13 protein-coding genes are annotated in these 23809 nt (G+C 43.7%); 6 read left to right on the forward strand and 7 right to left on the reverse strand.

The window, feature by feature from the left end; genetic code table 11:
* The first annotated feature begins 17 nt into the window (after window positions 1-17).
* The 6 genes from hrpA (at window position 18) to L884_RS0108915 (ending at window position 8760) form a co-directional block, all read left to right on the forward strand.
* On the forward strand, window positions 18-3899 hold the full coding sequence (gene hrpA / locus L884_RS0108890; protein WP_028767167.1) for an ATP-dependent RNA helicase HrpA: 3882 nt from the start codon (window positions 18-20) through the stop codon (window positions 3897-3899).
* Window positions 3900-4703: 804 nt separating this feature from the next.
* Window positions 4704-4862 (forward strand): periplasmic nitrate reductase, NapE protein, encoded by a 159-nt coding sequence (locus tag L884_RS0108895; RefSeq protein WP_028767168.1) that lies wholly within the window; start codon window positions 4704-4706, stop codon window positions 4860-4862.
* A gap of 40 nt (window positions 4863-4902) precedes the next feature.
* The gene (locus tag L884_RS0108900) at window positions 4903-5160 is read left to right on the forward strand and encodes a chaperone NapD (protein ID WP_028767169.1); all 258 of its coding nucleotides are present in this window, start codon (window positions 4903-4905) and stop codon (window positions 5158-5160) included.
* A 2-nt stretch (window positions 5161-5162) separates the two neighbouring features.
* Entirely contained in the window at window positions 5163-7652 is a 2490-nt protein-coding gene (gene napA, locus L884_RS0108905) for a nitrate reductase catalytic subunit NapA (protein WP_028767170.1), read from the forward strand.
* Between the two features lie 11 nt (window positions 7653-7663).
* Window positions 7664-8152, forward strand: a complete 489-nt coding sequence (locus tag L884_RS0108910) for a nitrate reductase cytochrome c-type subunit (RefSeq protein ID WP_028767171.1) — start codon at window positions 7664-7666, stop codon at window positions 8150-8152.
* Between the two features lie 8 nt (window positions 8153-8160).
* On the forward strand, window positions 8161-8760 hold the full coding sequence (locus tag L884_RS0108915; protein WP_028767172.1) for a cytochrome c3 family protein: 600 nt from the start codon (window positions 8161-8163) through the stop codon (window positions 8758-8760).
* Between the two features lie 86 nt (window positions 8761-8846).
* Here L884_RS0108915 and L884_RS0108920 read toward each other — a convergent pair whose 3' ends face one another.
* The 7 genes from L884_RS0108920 to L884_RS0108950 all read right to left on the reverse strand — a co-directional run bounded on the left by L884_RS0108920 (window position 8847) and on the right by L884_RS0108950 (window position 23601).
* The gene (locus tag L884_RS0108920; RefSeq protein WP_028767173.1) at window positions 8847-9851 is read right to left on the reverse strand and encodes a D-alanine--D-alanine ligase; all 1005 of its coding nucleotides are present in this window, start codon (window positions 9849-9851) and stop codon (window positions 8847-8849) included.
* A gap of 214 nt (window positions 9852-10065) precedes the next feature.
* Window positions 10066-12054 (reverse strand): exodeoxyribonuclease V subunit alpha, encoded by a 1989-nt coding sequence (gene recD / locus L884_RS0108925; protein ID WP_028767174.1) that lies wholly within the window; start codon window positions 12052-12054, stop codon window positions 10066-10068.
* Window positions 12045-15686 carry an exodeoxyribonuclease V subunit beta gene (gene recB / locus L884_RS0108930; RefSeq protein WP_028767175.1) on the reverse strand — a complete coding sequence of 1214 codons (3642 nt, stop codon included), beginning with the start codon at window positions 15684-15686 and terminating at the stop codon, window positions 12045-12047. The genes recD and recB overlap by 10 nt, the downstream gene beginning before the upstream one ends.
* Window positions 15687-15700: 14 nt before the next feature.
* A complete protein-coding gene (gene recC, locus L884_RS0108935; protein ID WP_028767176.1) occupies window positions 15701-19441 on the reverse strand; it encodes an exodeoxyribonuclease V subunit gamma in 3741 nt (1246 codons plus the stop codon).
* Window positions 19442-19567: 126 nt separating this feature from the next.
* Window positions 19568-21634, reverse strand: a complete 2067-nt coding sequence (locus tag L884_RS0108940) for a transglutaminase TgpA family protein (protein ID WP_028767177.1) — start codon at window positions 21632-21634, stop codon at window positions 19568-19570.
* Complete coding sequence (locus tag L884_RS0108945) at window positions 21634-22629, reverse strand: DUF58 domain-containing protein (RefSeq protein WP_028767178.1); 996 nt, start codon at window positions 22627-22629, stop codon at window positions 21634-21636. Before L884_RS0108945 ends, L884_RS0108940 begins: the two co-directional genes overlap by 1 nt.
* 63 nt (window positions 22630-22692) lie before the next feature.
* Window positions 22693-23601, reverse strand: coding sequence for an AAA family ATPase (locus tag L884_RS0108950; protein ID WP_028767179.1), 909 nt, complete (start codon window positions 23599-23601; stop codon window positions 22693-22695).
* Between the last annotated feature and the right edge of the window lie 208 nt (window positions 23602-23809).

Raw genomic sequence — 23809 nt, forward strand, 5'->3', positions numbered from 1 at the left:
GGCTATGGAATTTGCACTTGAGCTCGCAACAGCATCTTTTATCTAACGCATTCTTAAAACACTGTTATGAAGCTGACGCTGCCTATATTAGGCGTCGTCTGTTTAGGCTTAGAAAAGAGCCTGACTCAGATAAGAAAACAGCAGCGCTCGAAAAGCTAGCAACTGTTGCACTAGAGTCACGTCAAAAAGTTGAGCAGCGTCTTGCCAATCGGCCAAGTATTACTTATCCAGATAGCTTGCCTGTCTCTCAAAAGCGCGATGAAATTGCTAACGCGATAGCTGCAAATCAAGTGGTTATTGTGGCTGGTGAAACCGGTTCAGGTAAAACCACCCAGTTACCTAAAATCTGTTTAGAGTTAGGCTTAGGTAGTCGTGGTTTGATTGGCCACACCCAGCCGCGTCGTTTAGCCGCGAGAAGTGTAGCCACCCGAATCGCCGAAGAGATGAACACACCTCTAGGTGAAGCTGTAGGTTTTAAAGTACGTTTTGCTGATGCGATTAATGATACCTCGTACATCAAATTGATGACCGATGGTATTTTATTGGCTGAACTGACCAATGATAAATTCCTTAACCAGTACGACACTATTATCATCGATGAGGCCCACGAACGTAGTCTTAATATTGATTTTATCTTGGGCTATTTAAAAAGTGTGTTGAAAAAACGCCCAGATCTAAAAGTGATTATTACTTCGGCCACCATTGATGTTGAGCGTTTTTCGAAGCACTTTAATAATGCGCCAGTCATTGAAGTATCAGGCCGTACTTATCCGGTTGAAACGCGTTACCGACCGTTAGTACAAGATCAAGACGATGATTTAGATTTAATCGAAGGTATTTTTGCTGCTACTGATGAGCTGATGCAAGAAGGCCTTGGTGACATTTTGATCTTTATGAATGGTGAGCGAGAAATTCGTGATGTCGCTGAGCAATTAAATCGTCGTAACTACCGAGATACTGAAATTTTACCGCTATATGCGCGCTTATCTTATGGCGAGCAGTCCAAGGTGTTTAAAAGCCATGTTGGTCGTCGTATTGTATTGGCCACTAACGTAGCTGAAACATCATTAACTGTGCCGGGCATTCGTTATGTGATTGACCCTGGAACTGCGCGTATTAGCCGCTACAGTTACCGAACAAAGGTTCAACGTTTACCTATTGAGCCTATTTCCCAAGCCAGTGCAAACCAGCGCCAAGGCCGTTGTGGTCGTGTGGCACCAGGTATTTGTATCCGACTATACAGCGAAGATGACTTTGTTTCGCGGCCAGAGTTTACCGATCCAGAGATCTTGCGTACTAACTTAGCGTCAGTGATTTTGAAGATGTTGTCGATTGGTTTAGGCGATATCGAAGGTTTTCCGTTTATCCAGCCGCCAGATGCGCGTTACATTCGCGACGGCTTCTTGTTACTTGAAGAGTTGCAAGCAGTAGTTAAAAAGAAAGATAGACTCGATCTTACCCAGCTTGGCCGTCAATTAGCGCATATTCCGGTCGATCCACGTCTGGCGCGAATGGTTATTGAAGCCCAGCAGAATGGCTGTTTACACGAAGCATTAGTGATCACCGCGGGATTGTCTATCCAAGATCCGCGCGAACGACCTATGGATAAAAAGCAAGCGGCAGATCAGGCTCATAATCGTTTTACCGATAAAGATTCAGATTTCGTTTCATGGCTAAACCTTTGGGATTATTTAAAAGAGAGTCAAAAGCAGTTATCGAGTAGCCAGTTTAGAAAGCAATGTAAAACAGAGTTTTTAGCTTATTTGCGCGTACGTGAATGGCAAGACTTATATACACAGTTAAGACAAGCTACCCATGAACTAAAATGGAAGCTTAATTCCCCAGCAGAAGAGCTCGACTATGAAGGCTTACACCGCTCATTGCTTACGGGATTACTGAGTCATATTGGTTTCAAAGACAAAGATAACGAGTATCTAGGAGCACGTAATCGACGCTTCTTTGTATTTCCGGGCTCGCCTTTAGCCAAAAAAGGCCCTAAGTGGATTATGGCGGCGGAGCTGACTGAAACTTCACGATTATTTGCTCGTTGTTGTGCCAAAATTCAACCTGAATGGATTGAGCCCCTCGCAAGCCATTTAGTGAAAAAGAACTACGTTGAACCGCATTTTGAGTCTAAGCAGGGCTCGGTGGTCGCATTAGAAAATCAAGTGCTTTACGGTTTGCAAATTGTCAATCGTCGCAAAGTGCAGTATGGGCCTGTGGAGCCAGTTGAAGCGAGAGAAATCTTTATTCGCTCAGCACTCGCGGATGGTGAGTTACGTACTAATGAAGCTTTCTTTATTAAAAACCAAAAGCTACTGCTGGATATTGAAACCCTAGAGCATAAGTCGCGTCGTCGTGATATTTTGGTGGATGAGCAAGCTTTATACGCATTCTATGAGCCTAAGATCCCGGATGGTATTTACAACGCACCTAAGTTTTTAAAATGGTGGAAAACAGCCAAAAAAGCTACGCCAGATCTACTTGATTTCGAACGAGAGTCTTTGATGCAACGCAGTGATGAGCATATCTCAGCGTTGGATTTTCCAGAGAAATGGCATAAAGGCAATTTGGCACTAAAAGTGAGCTATCATTTTGAGCCTTCACTCGAAGATGACGGCGTATCAGTGCATATTCCGGTGGCATTAATTAACCAGATTGATGATAGCGAGTTTGACTGGATTGTGCCGGGACTGCGTGAAGAGAAGTGTATCGCGCTGATTAAGTCTTTGCCTAAAGCGCTGCGACGTAACTTTGTGCCCGCACCAGACTATGCGAAAGCGTGTTTGCAGGCGATGGCACCTTTTGAGTTGCCACTGATTGATGCTATGTGCAAACAGTTACTTCGTATGAGTGGTACTCGTATATCGCCGGAGGATTTCGATCAAACACAGTTAGCCAAGCACTTATTGGTTAATTTTAAAATTGAAGGCGATAAAGGCAAGTTACTGGCGCAAGGTCGTGAGCTTGAGCCGCTAAAAGCCAGTATGCAGGGGCAGGTTGTAAAAGCTATTCGTCGTGTTGCTGATTCAGGCATAGAGCAAAAGGGTCTTGAGCAGTGGACATTTGGCGACTTGCCTAAACAGTTTGAACAGCGTAAAGGAAACTTCGAGGTTAAAGCATTTCCAGCGCTGGTGGATGACAAAACCAGTGTATCGATCAAATTATTTGATGATGAATTTGAAGCACAGAAGCAGCATAGAATTGGTTTGCAACGTCTATTGCTACTGAACATTCCTTCACCGGTTAAGCATCTACAAAAATCCTTGCCAAATAAAGCTAAATTGGCAATGTACTTTAATCCGTTTGGCCAAGTTAATATTCTAATCGATGACATTTTATCGGCTGCTGTACAGCAACTTCTGGATGAGAAGGGCATAGATGTCCGTTCAGAAACCGCGTTTAGCGAAGCAAAAGATTGGGTAAGGCAAGAGCTCAATCCTACCGCTGAAAAAATCGCGTTAAAAGTAGAAGAAATCTTAACTATATATAACCGAATTAAAAAGCGCTTAAAGGGCAAAATTAGCTTAGATATCGCCTTTGCGATGAGTGACATTCAAAGCCAATTAGATCAACTTGTGTTTAAAGGCTTTGTTGAACATTGCGGCTGGCAACGCCTAACTGATTTGATCCGTTATCTAAAAGGTATCGAAAATCGTTTAGAAAAATTACCGGTTGATCCTAACCGTGACCGCTTGCATATGTTGAGTATTAATAAGGTGCAAGATTTGTTAAAAGCGCAACTTGCTAAGCTACCTAAATCGCAACCTGTGCCAGATAGCCTAGCTGAAGCAAGGTGGATGATCGAAGAGTATCGTGTCTCTTGTTTTGCTCAAGTTCTTGGTACCGCATATCCAATTTCTGAAAAACGTATATTAAATCAAATCGCTCAAGCCTAAGCTGATTCAGCATACGCTTCACATAGAGTAGATAAAACGCACCTATTTTAGGTGCGTTTTTTTATACAATATATTGATTATATTGAGTAAAAGTTAATTAATACTGTGAACAACTCAGGCCTTTATTTGACAAGCGAGTTCAAGGCGAGTACTCACAAAAGCCAATATTCGCTTATAAAGGGGAACAACACAAAACCAGTTAACCGAAGAGGCTCCTGAAAAGTGAGTTTTACTAATCTTTTCACTCGTTGTTAGCTACATGGTCTTGTATGTTCACGACAAAAAAATGAATATTTTCAATTCTTCAGCATGCTATATGCAGGCGTTGAAGGCTGGTAATTAGCTCGGGCTAATTTTTTGACCAGTGACCTCATGTGTAGCGGTGTCTCGTTATCAAAAAGATTAAAACTGACTGGTTATTTTTTACCCATTCTTAAAGTAAGCTTAATACCTCTAAGTGAATATTTTGTTATCAATACTGCCTTTCTGGTTGAAATTTAATCATTTATAAACCATGTTTTAGTATGTCATCAATTACTTAATTACTGGTTTATTTGCGCTTTTAATCGATTTATTGGTTTAGGATATGGTTTTAGTGCACTGAATGACCTCAAACGATGATCTGGATCAACATGGAGGTAGGTTTACCGAATTGTGGGTATACAGATGATTGTTAAGTAATTGATATCATTTTTATCGGAGAAAGGCATTCCATATAAACCGTAAAACACAGTTTAACAATGCCCTTACACCATCAAACTCAAAATAAATAGATGCTAGCAGCCCCACTTGTTGGAGGATTTTATGAGTTCCACAGCCAATGATGAAAAAAAACTCGAGTTTAGAATATTCATCTTTCTAACAGTTTTTCTCGCCCCACTTTTATCCGTTTTACTTGTATCAGGTTTAGGTTTTGCAATTTGGTTTAGCCAAATCCTAACCGGCCCACCTGGTGCTGGATAAGCTTACAAAAACAATAATATTAATGAATTGAGTGATACAGATGAGCAATGAACTTCACGTAACGAGCTTGGTACTCCAAGTGCAACCAGAGCAGATGTCCAATGTTAGGCAGGCCATCATAGAAATGAATAATGCTGAATTGTCGGTTAATAACGAAGTGAAATTGGTTGTGGTGCTTGAGGGCGATAGCCAGAAGTCACTAATGACAGATATCGAAACTATTAACGCCATTCCTGGAGTGTTATCGGCTGCAATGGTTTACCACCAAAGTGAAGTGCTTGAAGAGGGTGAACAATGAAAATGAACAGACGCGAATTTATGAAAGCCAATGCAGCACTTACTGCTGCAAGTGTAGCTGGCTTAGCCTTACCTGCAACAGCAAGTAACTTAATCACAAGTTCTGAAGAAACAAAACTAGAATGGAACAAAGCGCCGTGTCGCTTTTGTGGTACAGGTTGCTCGGTGATTGTTGCAACTCGTGACGGTAAAGTGGTTGCGACTCACGGCGATGCAGAGAGTGAAGTTAACCGCGGGCTTAACTGCATTAAAGGTTATTTTCTATCAAAGATTATGTATGCCAATGATAGGTTGCAAACGCCAATGCTTAGAATGACCAATGGTAAGTACGACAAAAATGGTGAGTTCACGCCTATCTCTTGGGATACCGCTTTTGACACTATGGCGCAAAAATGGAAAAAAACCATTAAAGAGAAAGGCCCTACTGCAGTGGGTATGTTTGGTTCTGGACAATGGACTGTGTGGGAAGGCTACGCCGCTTCTAAATTAATGAAAGCGGGTTTTGGGTCTAATAACATCGATCCCAATGCGCGCCATTGTATGGCATCTGCTGTAGGTGGATTTATGCGTACCTTCGGCATTGATGAGCCTATGGGCTGTTATGATGATATGGAGGCTGCCGATGCATTTGTGCTTTGGGGCTCAAATATGGCTGAAATGCACCCTATCTTATGGAGCAGAGTTACGGATCGTCGTCTAAGTGCACCTCACGTTAAGGTCTCTGTGTTATCGACCTTTGAGCATCGCTCTTTTGATCTTGCAGATTTAGGCATTGTATTTACGCCGCAAACTGATTTAGCGATTCTTAATTTTATCGCTAACTATATTATTCAAAACGATAAAGTGAATTGGGATTTTGTTAATAAGCACGTTAACTTCCGTAAAGGTGAAACCGATATCGGTTACGGTTTGCGTCCATCTCATCCGTTGCAAAAGGCGGCTAAAAATGTAAAAACTGCCGGCGACTCAACACCGATTGACTTTGATGCCTTTAAAGCGTTTGTTGCCGATTATGATGTTAAATCTGTCAGTGAGTTGTCAGGCGTGCCTGAACATAAGCTGATTGAGCTTGCAGAGTTGTACGCTGATCCTCAACGAAAAGTTACCTCTTTTTGGACCATGGGCTTTAACCAACACACTCGTGGGGTGTGGTGTAATAACCTGATCTATAACATCCATTTGTTAACTGGGAAAATCTCAACACCCGGAAACAGTCCTTTCTCACTAACGGGTCAGCCTTCAGCCTGTGGTACGGCACGTGAGGTAGGTACCTTCTCACATCGTCTACCTGCAGATATGGTAGTAAACAACCCTAAGCATAGAGCTAAAGCGGAGAAAATTTGGCGTATTCCAAGTGGTGTGATCCCACCTAAACCCGGTTATCACGCTGTTGAGCAAAACCGTCGTCTAAAAGACGGTGATTTGAACATGTACTGGGTGCAAGTGAACAACAATATGCAAGCCGGTCCCAATATTAACGAAGAGGGCCTACCTGGTTATCGAAACCCTGAAAACTTTATTGTCGTCTCAGACGCCTATCCGACAGTGACTACCCAAGCTGCTGATATGATTTTACCTTCTGCGATGTGGGTCGAAAAAGAGGGCGCATATGGTAATGCTGAGCGCCGCACGCAATTTTGGCATCAAATGGTAAAAGCGCCAGGAGAGTCACGCTCAGATCTCTGGCAGCTAATGGAGTTTTCTAAGCGCTTTACTACTGATGAAGTGTGGCCTGCAGAGGTACTGGCAGCTAATCCAGATTTCAAAGGCAAGACACTATTTGAAGTGCTATACCAGAACGGTAATGTCGAAAAGTTCCCATTGTCTGATACCGACAGCAAATACTTGAATGACGAGGCGAAGCACTTCGGGTTTTATGTTCAAAAAGGTTTGTTTGAAGAGTACGCAACATTCGGTCGTGGCCATGCCCACGATCTCGCACCATTTGATACCTATCACCAAGTTCATGGTCTTCGCTGGCCTGTTGTTGACGGCAAAGAGACTAAGTGGCGCTTTAAAGAAGGTAGCGACCCTTATGTTAAGGCGGGAACAGGTTATCAATTTTACGGTAAGCCAGATGGCAAAGCGGTTATCTTTGCTTTGCCATATGAGCATGCTGCGGAGTCACCTGACGAAGAGTTTGATATTTGGCTCTCTACCGGACGAGTGCTTGAGCATTGGCATTCAGGTTCAATGACTCAACGAGTTCCAGAGCTTTATCGTGCTTTTCCTGATGCTGTGTGTTTTATGCATCCACAAGACGCTAAGAAACGGGGTTTACGCCGTGGTGATGAGGTTCGAGTTATCTCTCGTCGAGGTGAAATTAAAACCCGGGTAGAAACAAGAGGGCGTAATAAGCCACCTGTAGGCTTAGTGTTTGTTCCATGGTTTGACGCTAGTCAGTTAATTAACAAAGTCACTTTAGATGCTACAGATCCTCTGTCTAAGCAAACTGACTTTAAAAAGTGCGCCGTCAAAATCGTCAAAGCATAGGGAGCAATATCATGAAAACATTACTAGGTATATCAGCTGTCGCTTTGGTGTCGGTGTTGCTAAGCAGTAGTTTCAGTGTATCGGCAGAGCCGATCCCTGCAGATAAAATTGCGACGTTACGTGAAGCACCACTTAATGTCGAACCTACGCCGCCTGCGATGCAGAAGGTGATTAATTCTGATGTAAAAGAGGTTCGTAACTACCCGATGCAACCACCGGTTATTCCACATAAGATTGATGGCTATCAGGTCAATTTGAAAGTGAATAAGTGTATGTCATGCCATGACCGTAGTCGCACTGGGGATTCGCAAGCACCTATGGTAAGCGTGACTCATTATATGGATCGAGAAAATAACTTTTTGGCGACACTTTCACCAAGACGTTATTTCTGTACCCAGTGCCATGTTCCGCAACTCGATGCAAAATTATTAGTGCCGAATGACTTTGTCGATATGGACACCTTGATTAAAGCCGACATTAACAAAGAAGCTAAGCACTAGGAGCAGCTATGATTGCGAAATTACTCGCTACCCTAAAAAAAGTGTGGGTAGTATTGAGAAAGCCAAGTGTGCATTACAGTCTAGGCTTTCTTACTCTCGGCGGTTTTATTGCTGGAGTGATATTTTGGGGAGGCTTTAACACTGCGCTGTCAGTATCTAATACAGAAGCATTTTGTATTAGTTGTCATGAGATGGAAAATAATGTGTATCAAGAGATGCAATCAACAATCCATTTCACTAACCGCAGCGGCGTTCGAGCAACTTGTCCAGATTGTCATGTGCCACATAATTGGACCGATAAAATAGCCCGTAAAATGCAAGCATCGAAAGAGGTATGGGGCAAGGTGTTTGGAACCATTAATACACCTGAAAAGTTTGAAGCTAAAAGACGTGAGCTTGCTGAACATGAGTGGGCACGCTTGAAAGCTAATGACTCATTAGAGTGCCGTAATTGCCACAACTTTGACTATATGGACTTTACTCGTCAATCTCCGCGAGCGGCAGCGATGCATTCGACATCGTTAGCCAGTGGTGAAAAGACCTGTATTGATTGCCATAAGGGCATTGCTCATCATCTTCCAGATATGCAGGGGGTTGAGGGTTGGTAAGTTAATATTAACTAGTATAAAAAAGCCAGCGCATTATGCGCTGGCTTTGCTATTTAACTAAAGCGTTATCGACACAACTGTATTTGTTAATCTTGTAGCTGAGCTAAAATATTATTTGATAAGTATTGGGCAAAATCATGGCCATGGTTTTGCAACATCTTAGGGAACATAGAGATATGTGTTTGTCCTGGGAAGGTATTAATCTCGTTCAGTAAAATCTCATTTTCATCAGTTAAGAAGAAATCAATTCTAGATAAATGACGCAGTTTCATCCCTTTGAATGCCTTAATAGCATAGTCTTGAATTTGCTTAGCAATAGCTGCATCGACATCCGCTTCAATCACGGTTTGTGCTTGACTATTATCGGCGTACTTTTCATCGAAACTGTAAAATGTATTGCTGGCACAGATGATTTCCCCCGGTTTGGTGGCGATGATTTCACCATTAACTTCATAGGTCGCAACCTCTAATTCGCGAGCGCTAATGGTTTTCTCCACGACCACATAAGGTGAAAACGTAAAGGCTTGTTGCAATGACTTAGCGAGTTGCTCAATGGAGTCTACTCGATAACAGCCTACAGATGAGCCTTGTGATGCAGCCTTAATAAAAATAGAGCCCCATTTTTCGAGCGCTTGCTCTGTCTGCTTGACTGCGTCGTCATTAAATTCGTTTAAGAAAATATAGGGCGTGTTAGGGATCCCAAGTGCACTAAACCACATTTTCGCTGTGACTTTGTTGAAACAGTTGCTACTCGCTTCTGAATCACAACCAAAATAGGGCAGGTTAATCAACTCAAAATAGGATTGAATATCACCTGTTTCACCCGGATAACCGTGAATACATGGGATCACATAATCGACATTCCATGCAGTCTTATCTGAGTCGCTAAAGCGAAGTTGTCTGCTATTGGTGAGTTCGCAAAGCTCACCTGCTGCGGTGTGATATTGGCCTTGGGCATTAAGCTCTACTCGTAGCACATTGAAATGAGCTAAAGTCGCTAGTTGAGCTTCAAAATAATTGGCAGATAACAGTGATATGCTGTGTTCATCGCCACCGCCACCACACAATAGTAATATATTCTTTTGGGTCATTTTATCTCCAGCCGTTGCCCAATTATCGATACAGTATAAATGCTTGTTCGCCCTGAGTCGTTCAGCGTCTTGTGCTGAATGTTATCACTATGGCGTAATCGCTTTTTAATGCAAGTGATCCATAGCGGTTATTGCTTGAATGCTGCTTTTATATCCGAGTTAGTTAAGCATTTTACGCTTAGTTTACATTTAAGTTGGTTATAGGACTGTTCGGCTAGTCATCGCGCCATAGTCGTTGCGCTAAGCCAGATGCTCTCTGAGTTAAACAACGACATGCTTGTTCAAATACTCTTTGGCTACCTAAACAGGTAAAGTGGTGTTTAGCACGAGTTATCGCGGTATAAATCAGTTCTTTTGACAGTAGTTGCTGCTGGGCAACACTTGGCCGAGTCGGCAGCACTAACGATACATGGCTAAACTCACTGCCTTGGCTTTTATGCACTGTCATAGCGTAACAAGTTTGGTGACTCGGCAGTCTGGCAGGTAAGACTTTTAATAAACTACCATCTGCTTGAATAAAGTGCGCCATTAAGCGGCCTGTTTCGCTGGCGCTATCAGGTAGGATCAGTCCGATATCACCATTAAATAAGCCAAGGTTATAATCATTACTCTGAATGATCAGCGGCCTTCCGGCGTAAAACTCCTGTTCTGGCTTAATTAAGCCACTTGCCGCTAGGGCTGTGGTGACACTTTGGTTGATCCCATCAACTCCGTACTCTCCTGCGCGCATAGCACATAAAATACGATACTGATTAAAGCTATCAATAATTTGTTGTGCTGAGTGTGGTTCAGCGGCTGTCATGGCATTGAGGTAATGGCCGTATTGTGTCACCGCTTGTTGAAGCAGTTGCTCAAGCCCTTGATTGTTTTGTGAGTTCATCGATGCTGCGGACATATTTGCTGGGTTAGCCATGCTATGTTCAATCCACAGTAACTCTTGATAGCCGGTTTGCCATACCTGCTTTACTCGCTCGAGATCAGACTGGTTAACGACAGTCGCTAATTGGCCAATACCCGCATCTCCTTGAAAACGATGGCTGTGCATCAGCATACACAAACTATCGCCAATCTTTGGATCGTTATGAACAAAACCTGATAAGGGACTATCGGTAAGCTTACCTAATAACTCAGCTTGCACTGGTGAGTAGCGCATATGCCAGCGACTTTGATTTGTGACTTTAGACTTTTGTTTTAAGCCTGCGCAAATGTCTGCTAGTACTGCGCCGGCCTCTACTGACGCAAGCTGATCTTGGTCGCCGAGTAAAATGAGGCTTGCATCTGCAGGTAGAGCTGACAACACCTTATGCATCATGGGTAAGTCAACCATAGAGGCTTCATCAATCACGAGTAGGTCGAGCCGTAACGGGTTATCTTTATTATGCCTAAACTCATGTGAATTGGGGATCACCCCAAGCAAACGATGCAAGGTCGCAGCTTCTTCAGGAATATTAGCAATATGCTTAACTAATTCAGCCATTCCTGCTTGGTTAAGATCATCAGCTAATCGTTGTTTGGATGCTTTAATTGATTCACTTAAACGAGCCGCAGCTTTACCTGTAGGCGCCACTAAACGAATGGTGAGTGTTTGACGTGCGCACAATAGGTATAACAACTTGGTGACCGTGGTCGTTTTGCCAGTACCGGGGCCGCCAGTGATCACTGCAAGCTTTTTGGTAAGCGCAGTCGCAGCAGCGATTTTTTGCCAGTCATACTCTTGTTCATTTGCTGCAAATAGTTGATTAAGTAAAACATTTGACTGTTGAATTTGTGTTTCGTCCTGTAAAGGACCGCTAGCGGCTAAGCGCTTTAGCGAATGAGCTACCTCTTTTTCGTAATCAAAATAACGCTGCAGATACAAGTTACCTTTATCTAAAATAAGCGGATTATTGGCGGCATTTTCGACTGTTGCTATGCCGTCAAAAGCTAACAGCTGTTCGGTTAGTTGTGTTAGATCTAGCTCGATCTTGCACTGGCTGTTCTGCTCTTTAAGTGGATTGTTTAAATCGATTTGTCTTAACGGTAAGCAGGTATGCTGGTTCGATAGATGTTGGCTGACAAGCGCACAAATAAGGGTAAACAGCGGCTGTTCTTGTTGATGCAGCTTAGTCATTTCTAGCGCGAAATGGCGGTCTAAAGAGGTGATTAAGCGCTCTTGTTGCCAAATTTTAAGTAACTCATTAATTGGCTTTGCGGTTACGAGCATGGGACCTCCGCAGCTGATTGACCAAATAAGTTATCAAGTTTATTGATAAGGGCCTTTGCAGGTTTATCATAAAACACACCTGATTGAGGTGCATTTGCCGACATACCACGCAAAAATAGATAAAAACAACCACCTATATGTTGATCGTAATCGTAATCTGCCATACGTAAGCTTAAGTATCTGTGTAGGGCTAGGGTGTAAATAATGTATTGCAGATCATACCTATGTGAACGGATTGCTTGTTGCATATTGTGAGCATGATAAAGCTGAGTGTCATTCCCCAAGTGATTCGATTTGTAGTCAGCAATAAAATACTGGTTATTATGTTCAAAGGTTAAATCAATAAAGCCTTTTAGCATGCCTTGAAGTTCATCAAAGTTGAGTCCTGCGCTATAACCGTATTCTATTAGTAACTCATTGAGTTTATCGGCTTGTAGGGCGTTAATTGGTAGATAGAACTCCATTTCAACTAACTTTTGCTGTGGGGTTAGTTGAGCTAGCACTAATGAACCATCTGTGGCTAATGGCGCATGGAGTAAATCTAGATACCACTCTTTTAGGACTGGTGTCCAGCTTTCGTCTATGGCGTATTTCAGCATGGCAACAGGCAACTGCTCATCTAAATCAGTATTAGCATTGGTGAAGTCAATTAGCTCCAATACTAAATGCATAAAACTACCGGCGTTAGCGCCACGCTCAAAAGTAAAACGAGACGGCGTTTCATCAACTTCATCTGTGATGTCCGCCACTTCCGGAAACACTTCGTCATCGGCTCCTGGCAGAACCTTCTCATGGGCAAGGTGTTTCACTAAGCCTGAGTAACTACCAACACGCCAAGGTGTCATAGGGACTCTCGTCAGCGTTTTCGCAGCAAAGTGGCGTGGCGTATCATCGCTATTCTCTAAGATTTGTAGCTCTGTTTCAGCAGCATTAATCGTGCCTGCAGCTGGTAGCTCTTGCAAGCTCATCGCAATTGGGCATGTTTGTTGTAAACGTTTTGCTTGAGTCAAAAGTCTATCGTAATCACAGGCTTTATCTTCAATACCAAGTAGATAACCAATGGCTGTTTCATGCAGCTGACTTGTCATGCCTGACTTTTTAGTAAAGCGGCTATGGTTGGCAATGTATAAATAGCACTTTAAGACAGGTCGGGTTAATGCCACATAGAGTAGGCGTAGATCTTCGGCCAAAGTTTCACGCTTTTGTCGTTCCCAGCCCTCATCGGTCTGCTCAATATCCCAAATAAGTTGATTATTATCGTGATAGAGCATAGGAGATGGCTTTTTACGATTGTCTCTACTTAAGCTGACAAAAGGAATAAAGCAGATTGGGTATTCTAAGCCTTTACTTTTATGGATGGTGACAATCTGTACGAGGTTTTGCTCGCTTTCTAAGCGTAATTGGGCTTCCTCGCTAGGTTGATTTTCAATAAGCGCCTGTTCAAACCAGTTGATAAGTGCGCTGATCCCATCAAGCTCAGTGGCTTTTTGCTGCAGTAGTTCACCTAAATGCCGAAAATCGGTTAAACGGCGTTCGCCATCACTGTCACTAAGCAAACGTTCAATGATTTGCGTTTGACTGGCTAAGGTGAGCAGGGCTGGCATGATCCCGCGCTTTAACCATACTTGATTGAGCTCGGCAAATTGCTCGAGTAATGCTTGACGTCTATCTTCATCTTGATTGAACTGATGGATCGCATCAGCACTGTAACCGAGTAGCGAAGTGGCAAGGGCACTGCGAAGTGCGCGCTCATCTTTGGGATCGCTAATCGCGTATAACACTAATGCTAACTCACGTGCCTCTAGGGTATTAAATACACTATCTCGGCTCAGAAATACCGCGCCAATTTGACGTTGGTTTAACGCTGACTTGACGACATTTGCTTCGTGTCTGTCTCGTACTAGAATCGCGATATCTTTGGCTCTAAGTGGCTTTTCGTCAATTAAGCACTTGTTTTGCTGTGCATCTGTCAGCAGCGAGGTGATCTCATCGGCAACGTCGTTGGCCAATAATTGACGTGCTGTGGTTTTATTTAAGCCTTTTTCAGCTTCTTCAGAGAGTAATCGTAAGCGTAAAGCACTGGCGTCAGTTTGCTGCTCGGTTAGCACTTTATTTTGGGCAAAGCTGGAGGCTTTTACCGACTCAAATGGAATAGAAGCACTTATAAAGGGGTCATCTTTCTGGCTGAATATACCGTTAACAGCCTCAACCATCTGTTGGTTTGAACGATAGTTGGTATCTAGATTGTAATGTTTTGCTGTTTGCTGGCGTGCATGAATATAGGTGTGAATATCGGCGCCACGAAAGGCATAAATAGCCTGTTTAGGATCGCCAATCATCAATAAGCTTAACTGCGCTTTGGTGGGCGCATCATTGTCTGACTGATAAATACGATTAAATATTTGATACTGTAACGGGTCGGTATCTTGAAACTCATCGATTAACGCTACAGGAAAGCGCTGGCTGATACTGCTGGCAAGGCTTGAACCATTAGACGCTTTTAATGCCCCTGCAAGGGTAAGTAGCAGATCATCTGGCGTGAGTAAGTTACGCTCAAGCTTTTGCGCGATAAAGCGTTTCGCGATCCCTTCTCGGGCACAGTATAAAAAGCTTGGAATTAAGCTTGAAATTAATTCAGCAAGGCGCTCCATATGCGCAAGCTCAGGCGCTTGTTGTGGCGTTGGAATTTGGCCGCCTTTATTTAACTTTAAATTATTCAGTGATAACGCCTCGAGCACTTTGGCTGGTGGCAAGCCTTGGCCATGATTAGCCCAGTTATCAAGTGCATCGAGCATGATCGCAAGCTTAGGGTAACCATCAGCCTGTTTACCGAATCGTGCGCCGTTGAGGGGGAGTGAGTGCAATCGTTCTGCTGTTTGCTCTCGGGCGTTGGGCCAATTGAGCTTGAAACGATTCAGGCTGTCGTTAAGACTGGTTTCAAGTTTATCAAAAGCTGGCGGTACAGGCTTAGCTACCGCGTTGCTGGCACCTAGTATTGAGCGTAATTGACGAGATAAAGCGTCAGGATCGCTAAACTTTGCTTGAATGACATCAGCTAAACTGCCGCTAAGGGGATAACATCTCTCACGCCAAAAATCCCGTACAGCATGGTGTAAATATTGACTGTCATCTAGGGTGAATTCAGACTCAAATAACAGTGATGATTCAAACGCCATGTCGGCCAAAATACGCTGACAGAAACCGTGAATAGTATAAATAGCCGCTTCATCTAGCGACTTTAGCGCTAAGTCTAAGCGTTTTCTCGCGACAGGAAGAGCATCTGCAGGGGTGGCGTCATAGAGTGCGTTAATTAACTCATCTTTGACTTCTAAGCCAATGAAACGTCGATAGGCTAATTGAATTTTTTTACGGATCCGATCCCTTAGCTCACCGGTCGCAGCATTGGTAAAGGTTACCACCAAGATTTGCTCACAAGTCAGTGCAGTGTCGATACCGTGGCCAAGCAGTAAACGTACGTATAAACCTGCAATGGTAAAGGTTTTACCTGTACCAGCACTGGCTTCAATTAAGCGACTGCCGCCAAAAGGTAAAGTGAGTGTATCAAGGGCTTCGCTTACAATTATTGGCATAGTTGCCTGTGCATCCGTTGCTAATTGTGTGTCTGTATTCATTGTTGGTTGACTCATTACTTCACCTCGCCTTGTGCATTAATGCCTGCTTCGACAAAACTGGCGAGCTCACTGAGCTTGTCTTTGTGGTAAAGGCTTAGCAGTGGTGCTAATAATTGATTGGCGATACTGGCAAATTTATCTTCGGTGAAGTCATCGGGGAAGGTAAACAGACGCTGAAAATGAGGTTCGAGCCCTTCACCTAATTGGCTTTGCTCATCAAGCCACTGAGTTTGTGCCGCTATCAGTTTTTGCCAGTGCGATCCTTCAGCCTCAACATAGGCTAGGGCTGTACGTGGCATAAACATAATAGGGTGAACTTGCCCTTGCTGAAAAAAATTGAGCCATTGCGTTAGTTGATTTCTAGCTTGAACAGCGCTAATCGATGCGAAAGCATGAAAATGACCAATATCTAATAGATAACTGGTCATTGGCATACTTGGTTTTGAGCCACTGTCATCATTTTTCATGGCACATAAGCATAAATGACGTAAGTAAACGCGGATCAAATCGCGGCCATTAGCAGTACCGGGACGATAATTAACTAAGCCTTTAGCGCTTATATCATCAATCCGGCCGACAAGTTTGAGCGCGAGCTCGTCAAAGTTTAGCTCAATATCAATTGAATGAGATGCGTCGCCTTTTAGGTATAAACTGCGGCCGATCAGTGGCTTAATATCATGTAGATACTGGTTGAGTAGCAAGTCGTCAAATGGTTTTAGTGGCAAATTACCTTGTGCTTTGAGACGCTCAAGGAGTTCAAGGTTAGGCTTTTCTTCGCCGCTACTAATGGCGCTATCGAGCAACACCGCTTGGAGTTTATAGCGCTCAAGCGCATTCAAACTAAATGGTTCATCGTTATCATCTGCCTGAATCGATAAGCTCAAATCAACTTTTAAACTACGATTAAAGAAGTACTGGGCCGGGTTTCGATAAAAGCGGATCAGTGCCGAAACTTCCAACTCTTCGACATTTGGTGTGTCAGCGCCTGTTGCTGCGCTAGCGCCCTCATCAATAAAGGGTAATACTTGCGTGTTAGCATCAATAAAGCCTTTGTAGTGTTTATTGGCTGTCACATTTATATCTGTGTTTGTCGCTGTCGGACACCACTGGGCTGCGTAGCTTTGCTGGATCTTAGTTGAGTTTGCGCCATCAAGTTGCGCTTGATAAAGCCTGCCATCAAAAGGTTGTAATGGTTGCTTAATGATTAGCTGTTGGCGGATCTGCTGCTCAATGGTATCGATTAAGCTAGGTGCAATTTGTGGTTCATCTAAGTGCTGCTCAAGAGCCTCTGGCAAATAAACCAGCTGACAATATTCAATAAGTTCAGACACCAACATTGATGGTATACGCTCAGAGTCATCTCGCTCACTATTACCGATATAACTGATATAAAGCTGCTCACGAGCGGATAAAATCGCTTCTAAAAATAGATATCTATCGTCAAGTCTGCGGGAACGGTCACCTTTGCGCGGCCCCATTTGAGCGACAAGATCGAAGCCGACTGGATGTTGAACCCTTGGGTATACACCATCATTCATCCCCAGTAAGCAAACCAGTTTAAAGGGAATAGAGCGCATTGGCATTAAGGTACAAAAGTTAACACTACCCGCAAGGTAGCGCTGACCAACTCGAGACTCAGACAAACGGCTATTGAACCAGTTTTGCAACACTTCGATTGTTAATGGTGTGCTGTGGCCGGCTTCGGTCAGCTCTAGATGAAGCTTGGCAATCGCGTCACGGATCTCTTGCTGCTGCACCCGTTCATCATCGTCGACTTCATAAAAGTCATCAAGTATGCTTTCAAGTTGCGCCATACGTTGATCAAGCTCAGACACCTGTGCCAATGCTTGCTGCACACTATCGAGTGCTTCAATAAAATCGAGAAGTTTTCCTAGAGCTTGGGCTGTTTGGCCTTCAATGCCGTTGACAGCCAAACTATGCTGATAAATAGGCGCATTATCGCTAAAGCTGTAACCTAAAATCAGCCTTTTAATGCCAAAGGCCCATGAGTTTTGTTCAAAGGCGGGCAATTGATATTCGCTGCGGCTATTTTCATCGCGTCCCCAACGCACACCAGCTTGATCTAACCAGCGTTTAATCACCGTAAGGCTGTCATCATCGAGTTCAAAGCGCCGCAATACGGCAGGGACTTCGAGAATACTGAGAATATCAGTGAGTCCAAAACGACTTTGATTGATTTTTAGCAGCTGCAAAAAGCTGGATATCAGAGGTGACTCTTGAGCTGCGCCGCGATCGGCAATAGCGTAAGGGATATAGTGGTTACCCTGTTTCGCACCAAATACGGCATCAATATAGGGCGCATATGCGGCAACATCAGGCATCATGATCACGATATCTTTTGGCGCAAATTGAGCTGTCCCATCTGGATTTACTTGTGACAGCATTTCCAGCAAGTGGTCGTGTAAGGTCTCGACTTCACGCAGCGGGCTATGACAGCTTCTTAGGGTTATAGAGTTATCATTGGCGGAGATGACACGTCGGCCCTCTAAGCTTAGATAGAGACCCGCATCTGGGCCTAGGCTTTGGCCGCGAGTACTGAGCTGCAAAATGTCGTATTGCACACCGCTAAGCATATTGCTGGGTATAGGTTCTTGGTAGCAATCGAAATTAAATGCGGTGTGTTCTTCTGGTAACTCGAGTAATAAGTCGAGCAGTTCACGGCCCATTTTGCCGTTATTTGCCAGTAGCGGATTACCCACTTCAAGCTTGTCTTCCCATTCCAACTCGAGCTTGTTTTTATCGGCATACTGCAGTGCCATACGCGCTCGCAAGCGTGGATCAACAATATCTCCCCAATAGTGCTGGCATGGGCTTAAATTGAGCATGATTACGTCGATACGTTTAGCGAGATAGTGCAACACCTCAAGTGTTTGTGGTGCCATAGAGGAAATGCCAAATACGAATAGACGCCTTGGCAAAGCATCTAAGTTGGTGTTTGGGTCGTCTAACGCATCAAATAGTGCCTGATGTAGGTTGGCACGATGATATTGGCTTTTTTGCAGTGTATTAGCGTTAAAGTCGATTAACGCTCGCCACAGTATTGGTTGCCAAGCTTGAGCAGGGCTGAGCTTATCGCCTTTCGGTGGCAAGGTCGGCTCCAATGCTTCCCACGCGTTTATCCAGTCAGGACGGTACACTAGATATTGGTCAAAAATATCGGCGATTTGGCCGCATAGCTGGTATAGCTTTAGTGGGTTATGTGCTGTTTCTGCGGTGTTAGTTGGTTCCGGGCTATCTGTATACTCAGAGCTATCGGTATGCTCAGGGCTGTCTGCACGCTCAGGGCTGTCTGTACACTCAGGGCTGTCTGTACGCTCAGGGCTGTCTGTACGCTCAGGGCTGTCTTCAAGCTCAGTAGTTAATTCAGTCTCAGGGTTACCATTATTAAGATAATTGGCTAGCGGTAAAAAATCTTCATGGTCAATCAGGCTAGGCAGTAACTCCATTAATTTCCATGTCATGGCCGCTTTAGTAAACGCGTTCTCTTTTGGCACATCCTCAAGTAATGTGTGGCAAAGCTGCCAAATAAAGCTTGATGGAAGAGGAAACTCAAGGCCTGCGGCGATGTTATTTTGCTTGGCAATTTCTAAACGCAACCAAGTGGACATGCCGGGGCTTTGCACCAAAATATGTTCTGGCATAAGCAGAGGCGTGTTAGGCAGCGGCGTTCGAAGCTCGTTTGCTAACAGCGCAGATAAGGCTTCCATTTGGTTTGATTGCACTAGATATAACATGGCGGTCCTTTAACAAGCATGCAGTAATATCGATGGACTGTTGTGGGTCTTTTAAACAGTTTGTGTTTAAAGTTGGCTAGCCAAAAAACAACCCATTTTTAATAGGATAACTCTATTCACGCTATTTTATGTTGTTGCGTTATTAAGTGCCAATCTCTGTTTCAAGATCTTGATTTTTAACCACCTTGATTGCTTGATTAATAATCGAGAAAAACGTTTTACTCGTTTGGCGTCCATATTTTGATATTTTAATGCAATAAAGTATTGGGTTAATTTAGTGAAGTCAGCATCTATACTCGGGAAGCTTTGGCTGACTCTAAGGTTATAGGCTTGCGGTCCTTCATGATGTGCTCTTGCTAAGCCGCGCTTAGCAAGCATGTTGCACACAGTGTAATAGGCGTTTAGATGTTTATCGGTCGAACGACTAAATTGGATAATGCCCGCGCTATAGGCAATCGCCAAACCTATTACGGTTAAGCTAATGATGATGAATATGATGACCTTAGTCTGAGTAACATTCCCTAGGATCTCTTTAAGTACACGTTGCTGTTTTTGTTCATTAAAGCCGAGTACCCAAGTGCTCCAAAAGTAATCGACACTGGCTAAGCGCATTCTAACATTATTCAAAAACGGGTTATCACGCAGGGCTAAACTACTAAATGGGTTATCGATTAAATAGCTTGTTTGTGGATCAAAAAAAGCATCAAATCCTTGCTCTACACGCTCAGGCGCTATCATGGCCGTAGGATCAAAGCGAACCCAACCTTCATCTGCAAGCCATACTTCAACCCAAGCATGGGCCATGTATTGATAAATACTGTAGTAACCCGCTGTTGAATTAAGTTCACCACCTTGATAGCCGGTGACCAGTCGGGCAGGGATCCCTGTCACGCGTGCCATAAAGGCAAAGGCACTGGCGTAATGTACGCAAAAACCCGCTTTATTGGTTATTAAAAAGTCGTCAATTTGCTGCTCACCTACTTTAGGTGGCCGTAAAGTATAGTAGTAAGGCTGTTCTGTAAAATAAGCCATCATGGCGTTGAGCCTGGCCTTAGGCTCTGCGTACTCTAGGGCAAAACGTTGGGCTAATGCGCGGGTTTTAGGGTTACTAGTTTGCGGTAGTGCAAGGTTAGTACTGGCAACCTCGCGGCTTATTTTTGGCTCCATTATGTGTTCAAGGCTGCTGACTTGATATAAGCGCTTTTGCTCGATAGGCCTATCAGCTAAAAGACTAAAGTCCGCTAATAATCTAATGTCACGTTCTTGTGTATTTGCCACATCTAAACCAAACAGCCATCTTTGATAGCTAGGCTCTGCAATGATGCTATAGTCAAATTGGCGCAGTGTTCTACTATTTAATGCTGGTAAATGATTCACAGTTGCAGCTGGTGTCATATTGGCTGTTTGTGGTTCGATTGCTTGTTGACTACTGATCCGCGGGTTTTGCTGCCAGCTTTTGCCATCGTAGTCTTCCATGACGATGGCGCGCCAATAAAGTTGCTCATTAGTTGGTGCTGCGCCAGAGAATGTTGCGCGAAAGGCAAGGGCGCTTGAGCGAGTTAATTCATTTATATCACCAAAACGAACACTATCTGAGAGTCCTGTTTGCGCTTTATTTTGTGGTGGAACCATCCACAGGGGCGCGAGCCGGGGCAAGACTAAAAATAAGATCAGCGCCAGTGGTAGGCTTTGCAGCAAAATTTTACTGCCTAGTTTAGCTGTGTTAATAAAATTGGCTTTGTCATGGAATAGGCTAATAAGCACGCAGCTATTGATGATAGTCACTATTAGTAAGTGCAAAGTTGATAGTAGGCTTTGATGATGAATAAAAGTAAATGCAATTAGGAAGTAACCCACAAGTACGACAGCCTGAACGTCTCGTCGGTTACGCATCTCTATGTACTTTAGTGCGTAGCCAAGGATCAGTAAATTAACCATGGCATTGAGAATGCCAATCTGCTTGGCAATCATTGCCAGTGTTGCCGCTGAGGCGATGGCGAGGGCTGTCACTAGCCATTTTGGCGGTTTAGCCACTTTGCCCAAATAGATGCCAATCCGCCAGAAAATACAAATAGCGCAAATAGCTAAAGTCCAAAGGGTTATCTGTTGGTATAGCGGTGACAAAATAGCAATGTTAGTGATCAGCAACCACATTAAGGTATGGCGTGAGATATTTTGTTGTTCACCACTCATTATTGATGCGCCTTTAGTAGAGTTTTTCGAGGGAAAAGCGCTAGTTGAGTTTGCACCTGCATTCGGTGTTTTTGCCCATGGTTTGGTGGAATTGAATGCCCTGAAAGTGTGAGTCCAAAAACCTGATTATGGGCTGTCAATTGCTCTGTTTGCCAAGCTAGATGACTTAATGCTAATTCAATATCATGGCTGTTTTCGTCTAATGTCAGCCACATAGGTGAACCTTGTGGTTGCTCAAACTCTTTGGTTAACATGCCTCGGCCTTGTGCCCATTGTTTCCACGCTATTTGCTTTAATGGTTCACCTGTTTGGTATTCCTTTAAGCCTTTAAACTCATCAACCCCAGTGACATATTTACCGCTAGTTTGTGGATCGTCACCGGGCTTTGAAATAAACCTGATTGGATTGGGATCATTAATCGGTTTAGCAAACACCAGTTGCGATAAATCTAAATCAACTTGTGACCATGCGCGACATAAGCCTAATGGATAACGGCTTTCAATCTTCAGTCGCCCCGGGCGATTAACGCCACGATGAGGGTTATTAACTGTGACTAACAGTTGTGATGCTTGTGCCGTCACGGTTTTAAGTGTGTGTAGGGGCTGCCCTTTAAACTGACATTGGATCTCAACGGCTTGCTGCTTGCTAGATAGTTGAATCGGATAATAGATAGGACTGCCGGCAAAATAACCGGTCTGTTGTTTACTGGTTAGGGTTAACCCTGACAGGTTTTTATAGCTGTAGATGATGCAGGTATTGAATACGCTTAGGAGCAGTAAACTCAGTGCCATAATCAGGTTATTTTGATAGTTTGTGCCTAACAAAAACAGCAAAACGACTAATACCAGCCAGGCTAGGCCAAAGCCTGAAGGTAAAATAAAGATACTTTTATGGCTTAATGTGACCTGCTTGCTCGCAGGTAAACGCCTAGATAGCCACTTGTTCCAGCCTACGGTAAGAGTTTGCCTAGTAAGTTTATCGCCGTGTTTTTGCATAAATCTCAATTGTTTATTAATAGATGTCTACGGCTTAAGTTGCCAAAATCAACTGTTTGAACCTTACAGAATGGGGTTAACTTGGCTCAAAATCTTATCGGATAATACCTCGCCTTGTTGCTGAGAGTGTTGCCTTATTCTGTGTTCTGCTACATGAGGGAAGATAGTTTGTACATCTTCTGGAACGATATAACTGCGCTCATTGATGAAAGCCCAAGCTTTTGCTGCTTGTAAAATAGCGATGCTTGCTCGGGGAGATAAACCAGCAGACTGCTCTAGTGTTCTTGAAGTATTGACCAGCGCAAGAATATATTTGAGTAGCGAGTCTGAGGCGCTGACTTGAGCCACTTGCTCTTGTATCGCTTGTAGTGACGATACCGATAAACACTCCTCTAATTGACTGAACTCTGTATTCTGTTGATTTTTCAGCATGGCCAATTCTGCATCAGCAGCGGGATAACCAATTGAAATTCGCATCATAAACCTATCGAGCTGTGACTCTGGTAGCGGGAAGGTTCCCGATTGCTCGGTTGGGTTCTGCGTTGCAATCACAAAAAAGGGTTGGGGTAATGCGTAGGTTTGACCATCGACGGTGATCTGTTGCTCAGCCATCGCTTCTAACAGCGCGCTTTGAGTTTTGGGACTGGCCCGATTGATTTCGTCAGCCAGAATCATTTGGTTAAAAATAGGGCCTGGATGGAAGTTAAATTGGGCGTCTGACTTATTAAAAATGGATACGCCAAGAATATCTGCGGGTAGCATATCACTGGTAAACTGTACTCGCTGGTAACTGAGTCCTAAACAATGCGCTAACCCATGGGATAGGCTGGTTTTACCCATTCCGGGTAGGTCTTCGATGAGTAAGTGGCCGCGAGCTAAAATGCAGCTAAGAGCAAGTTTAATCTGTTGAGGTTTGCCGATTAACACCGTTTCTAGCTGTTTGAGCAAGTGATTAATACTGAAGTTTTTCATACACACCCAGTGTTGTTATTTTTATTCAAGCAGTGTGTTAACTACTATGGTGTAAAATGCACTCGCTTTCCAGTGGTTTAGCGGCCTTTTATTGCCTAGGTTATCGGTTAGATTATTTTTAGTGATTGCTAATAGGCTTAAAACTAGCGTTAGTTAAGTCCTAAATGAGCGAGATAAAGTAAGTTTAACGTGAGTAACGAAAGGCTAC

It is taken from the genome of Shewanella fidelis ATCC BAA-318 (assembly GCF_000518605.1).
Lineage (GTDB): Bacteria > Pseudomonadota > Gammaproteobacteria > Enterobacterales > Shewanellaceae > Shewanella > Shewanella fidelis.

Coding starts and splice junctions, on each gene's coding strand:
- L884_RS0108895 (WP_028767168.1), top strand. CDS start 4,704: ATGAGTTCCACAGCCAATGATGAAAAAAAACTCGAGTTTAGAATATTC.
- L884_RS0108900 (WP_028767169.1), top strand. CDS start 4,903: ATGAGCAATGAACTTCACGTAACGAGCTTGGTACTCCAAGTGCAACCA.
- napA (WP_028767170.1), top strand. CDS start 5,163: ATGAACAGACGCGAATTTATGAAAGCCAATGCAGCACTTACTGCTGCA.
- L884_RS0108910 (WP_028767171.1), top strand. CDS start 7,664: ATGAAAACATTACTAGGTATATCAGCTGTCGCTTTGGTGTCGGTGTTG.
- L884_RS0108915 (WP_028767172.1), top strand. CDS start 8,161: ATGATTGCGAAATTACTCGCTACCCTAAAAAAAGTGTGGGTAGTATTG.
- L884_RS0108920 (WP_028767173.1), bottom strand. CDS start 9,851: ATGACCCAAAAGAATATATTACTATTGTGTGGTGGCGGTGGCGATGAA.
- recD (WP_028767174.1), bottom strand. CDS start 12,054: ATGCTCGTAACCGCAAAGCCAATTAATGAGTTACTTAAAATTTGGCAA.
- recB (WP_028767175.1), bottom strand. CDS start 15,686: ATGAATACAGACACACAATTAGCAACGGATGCACAGGCAACTATGCCA.
- recC (WP_028767176.1), bottom strand. CDS start 19,441: ATGTTATATCTAGTGCAATCAAACCAAATGGAAGCCTTATCTGCGCTG.
- L884_RS0108940 (WP_028767177.1), bottom strand. CDS start 21,634: ATGAGTGGTGAACAACAAAATATCTCACGCCATACCTTAATGTGGTTG.
- L884_RS0108945 (WP_028767178.1), bottom strand. CDS start 22,629: ATGCAAAAACACGGCGATAAACTTACTAGGCAAACTCTTACCGTAGGC.
- L884_RS0108950 (WP_028767179.1), bottom strand. CDS start 23,601: ATGAAAAACTTCAGTATTAATCACTTGCTCAAACAGCTAGAAACGGTG.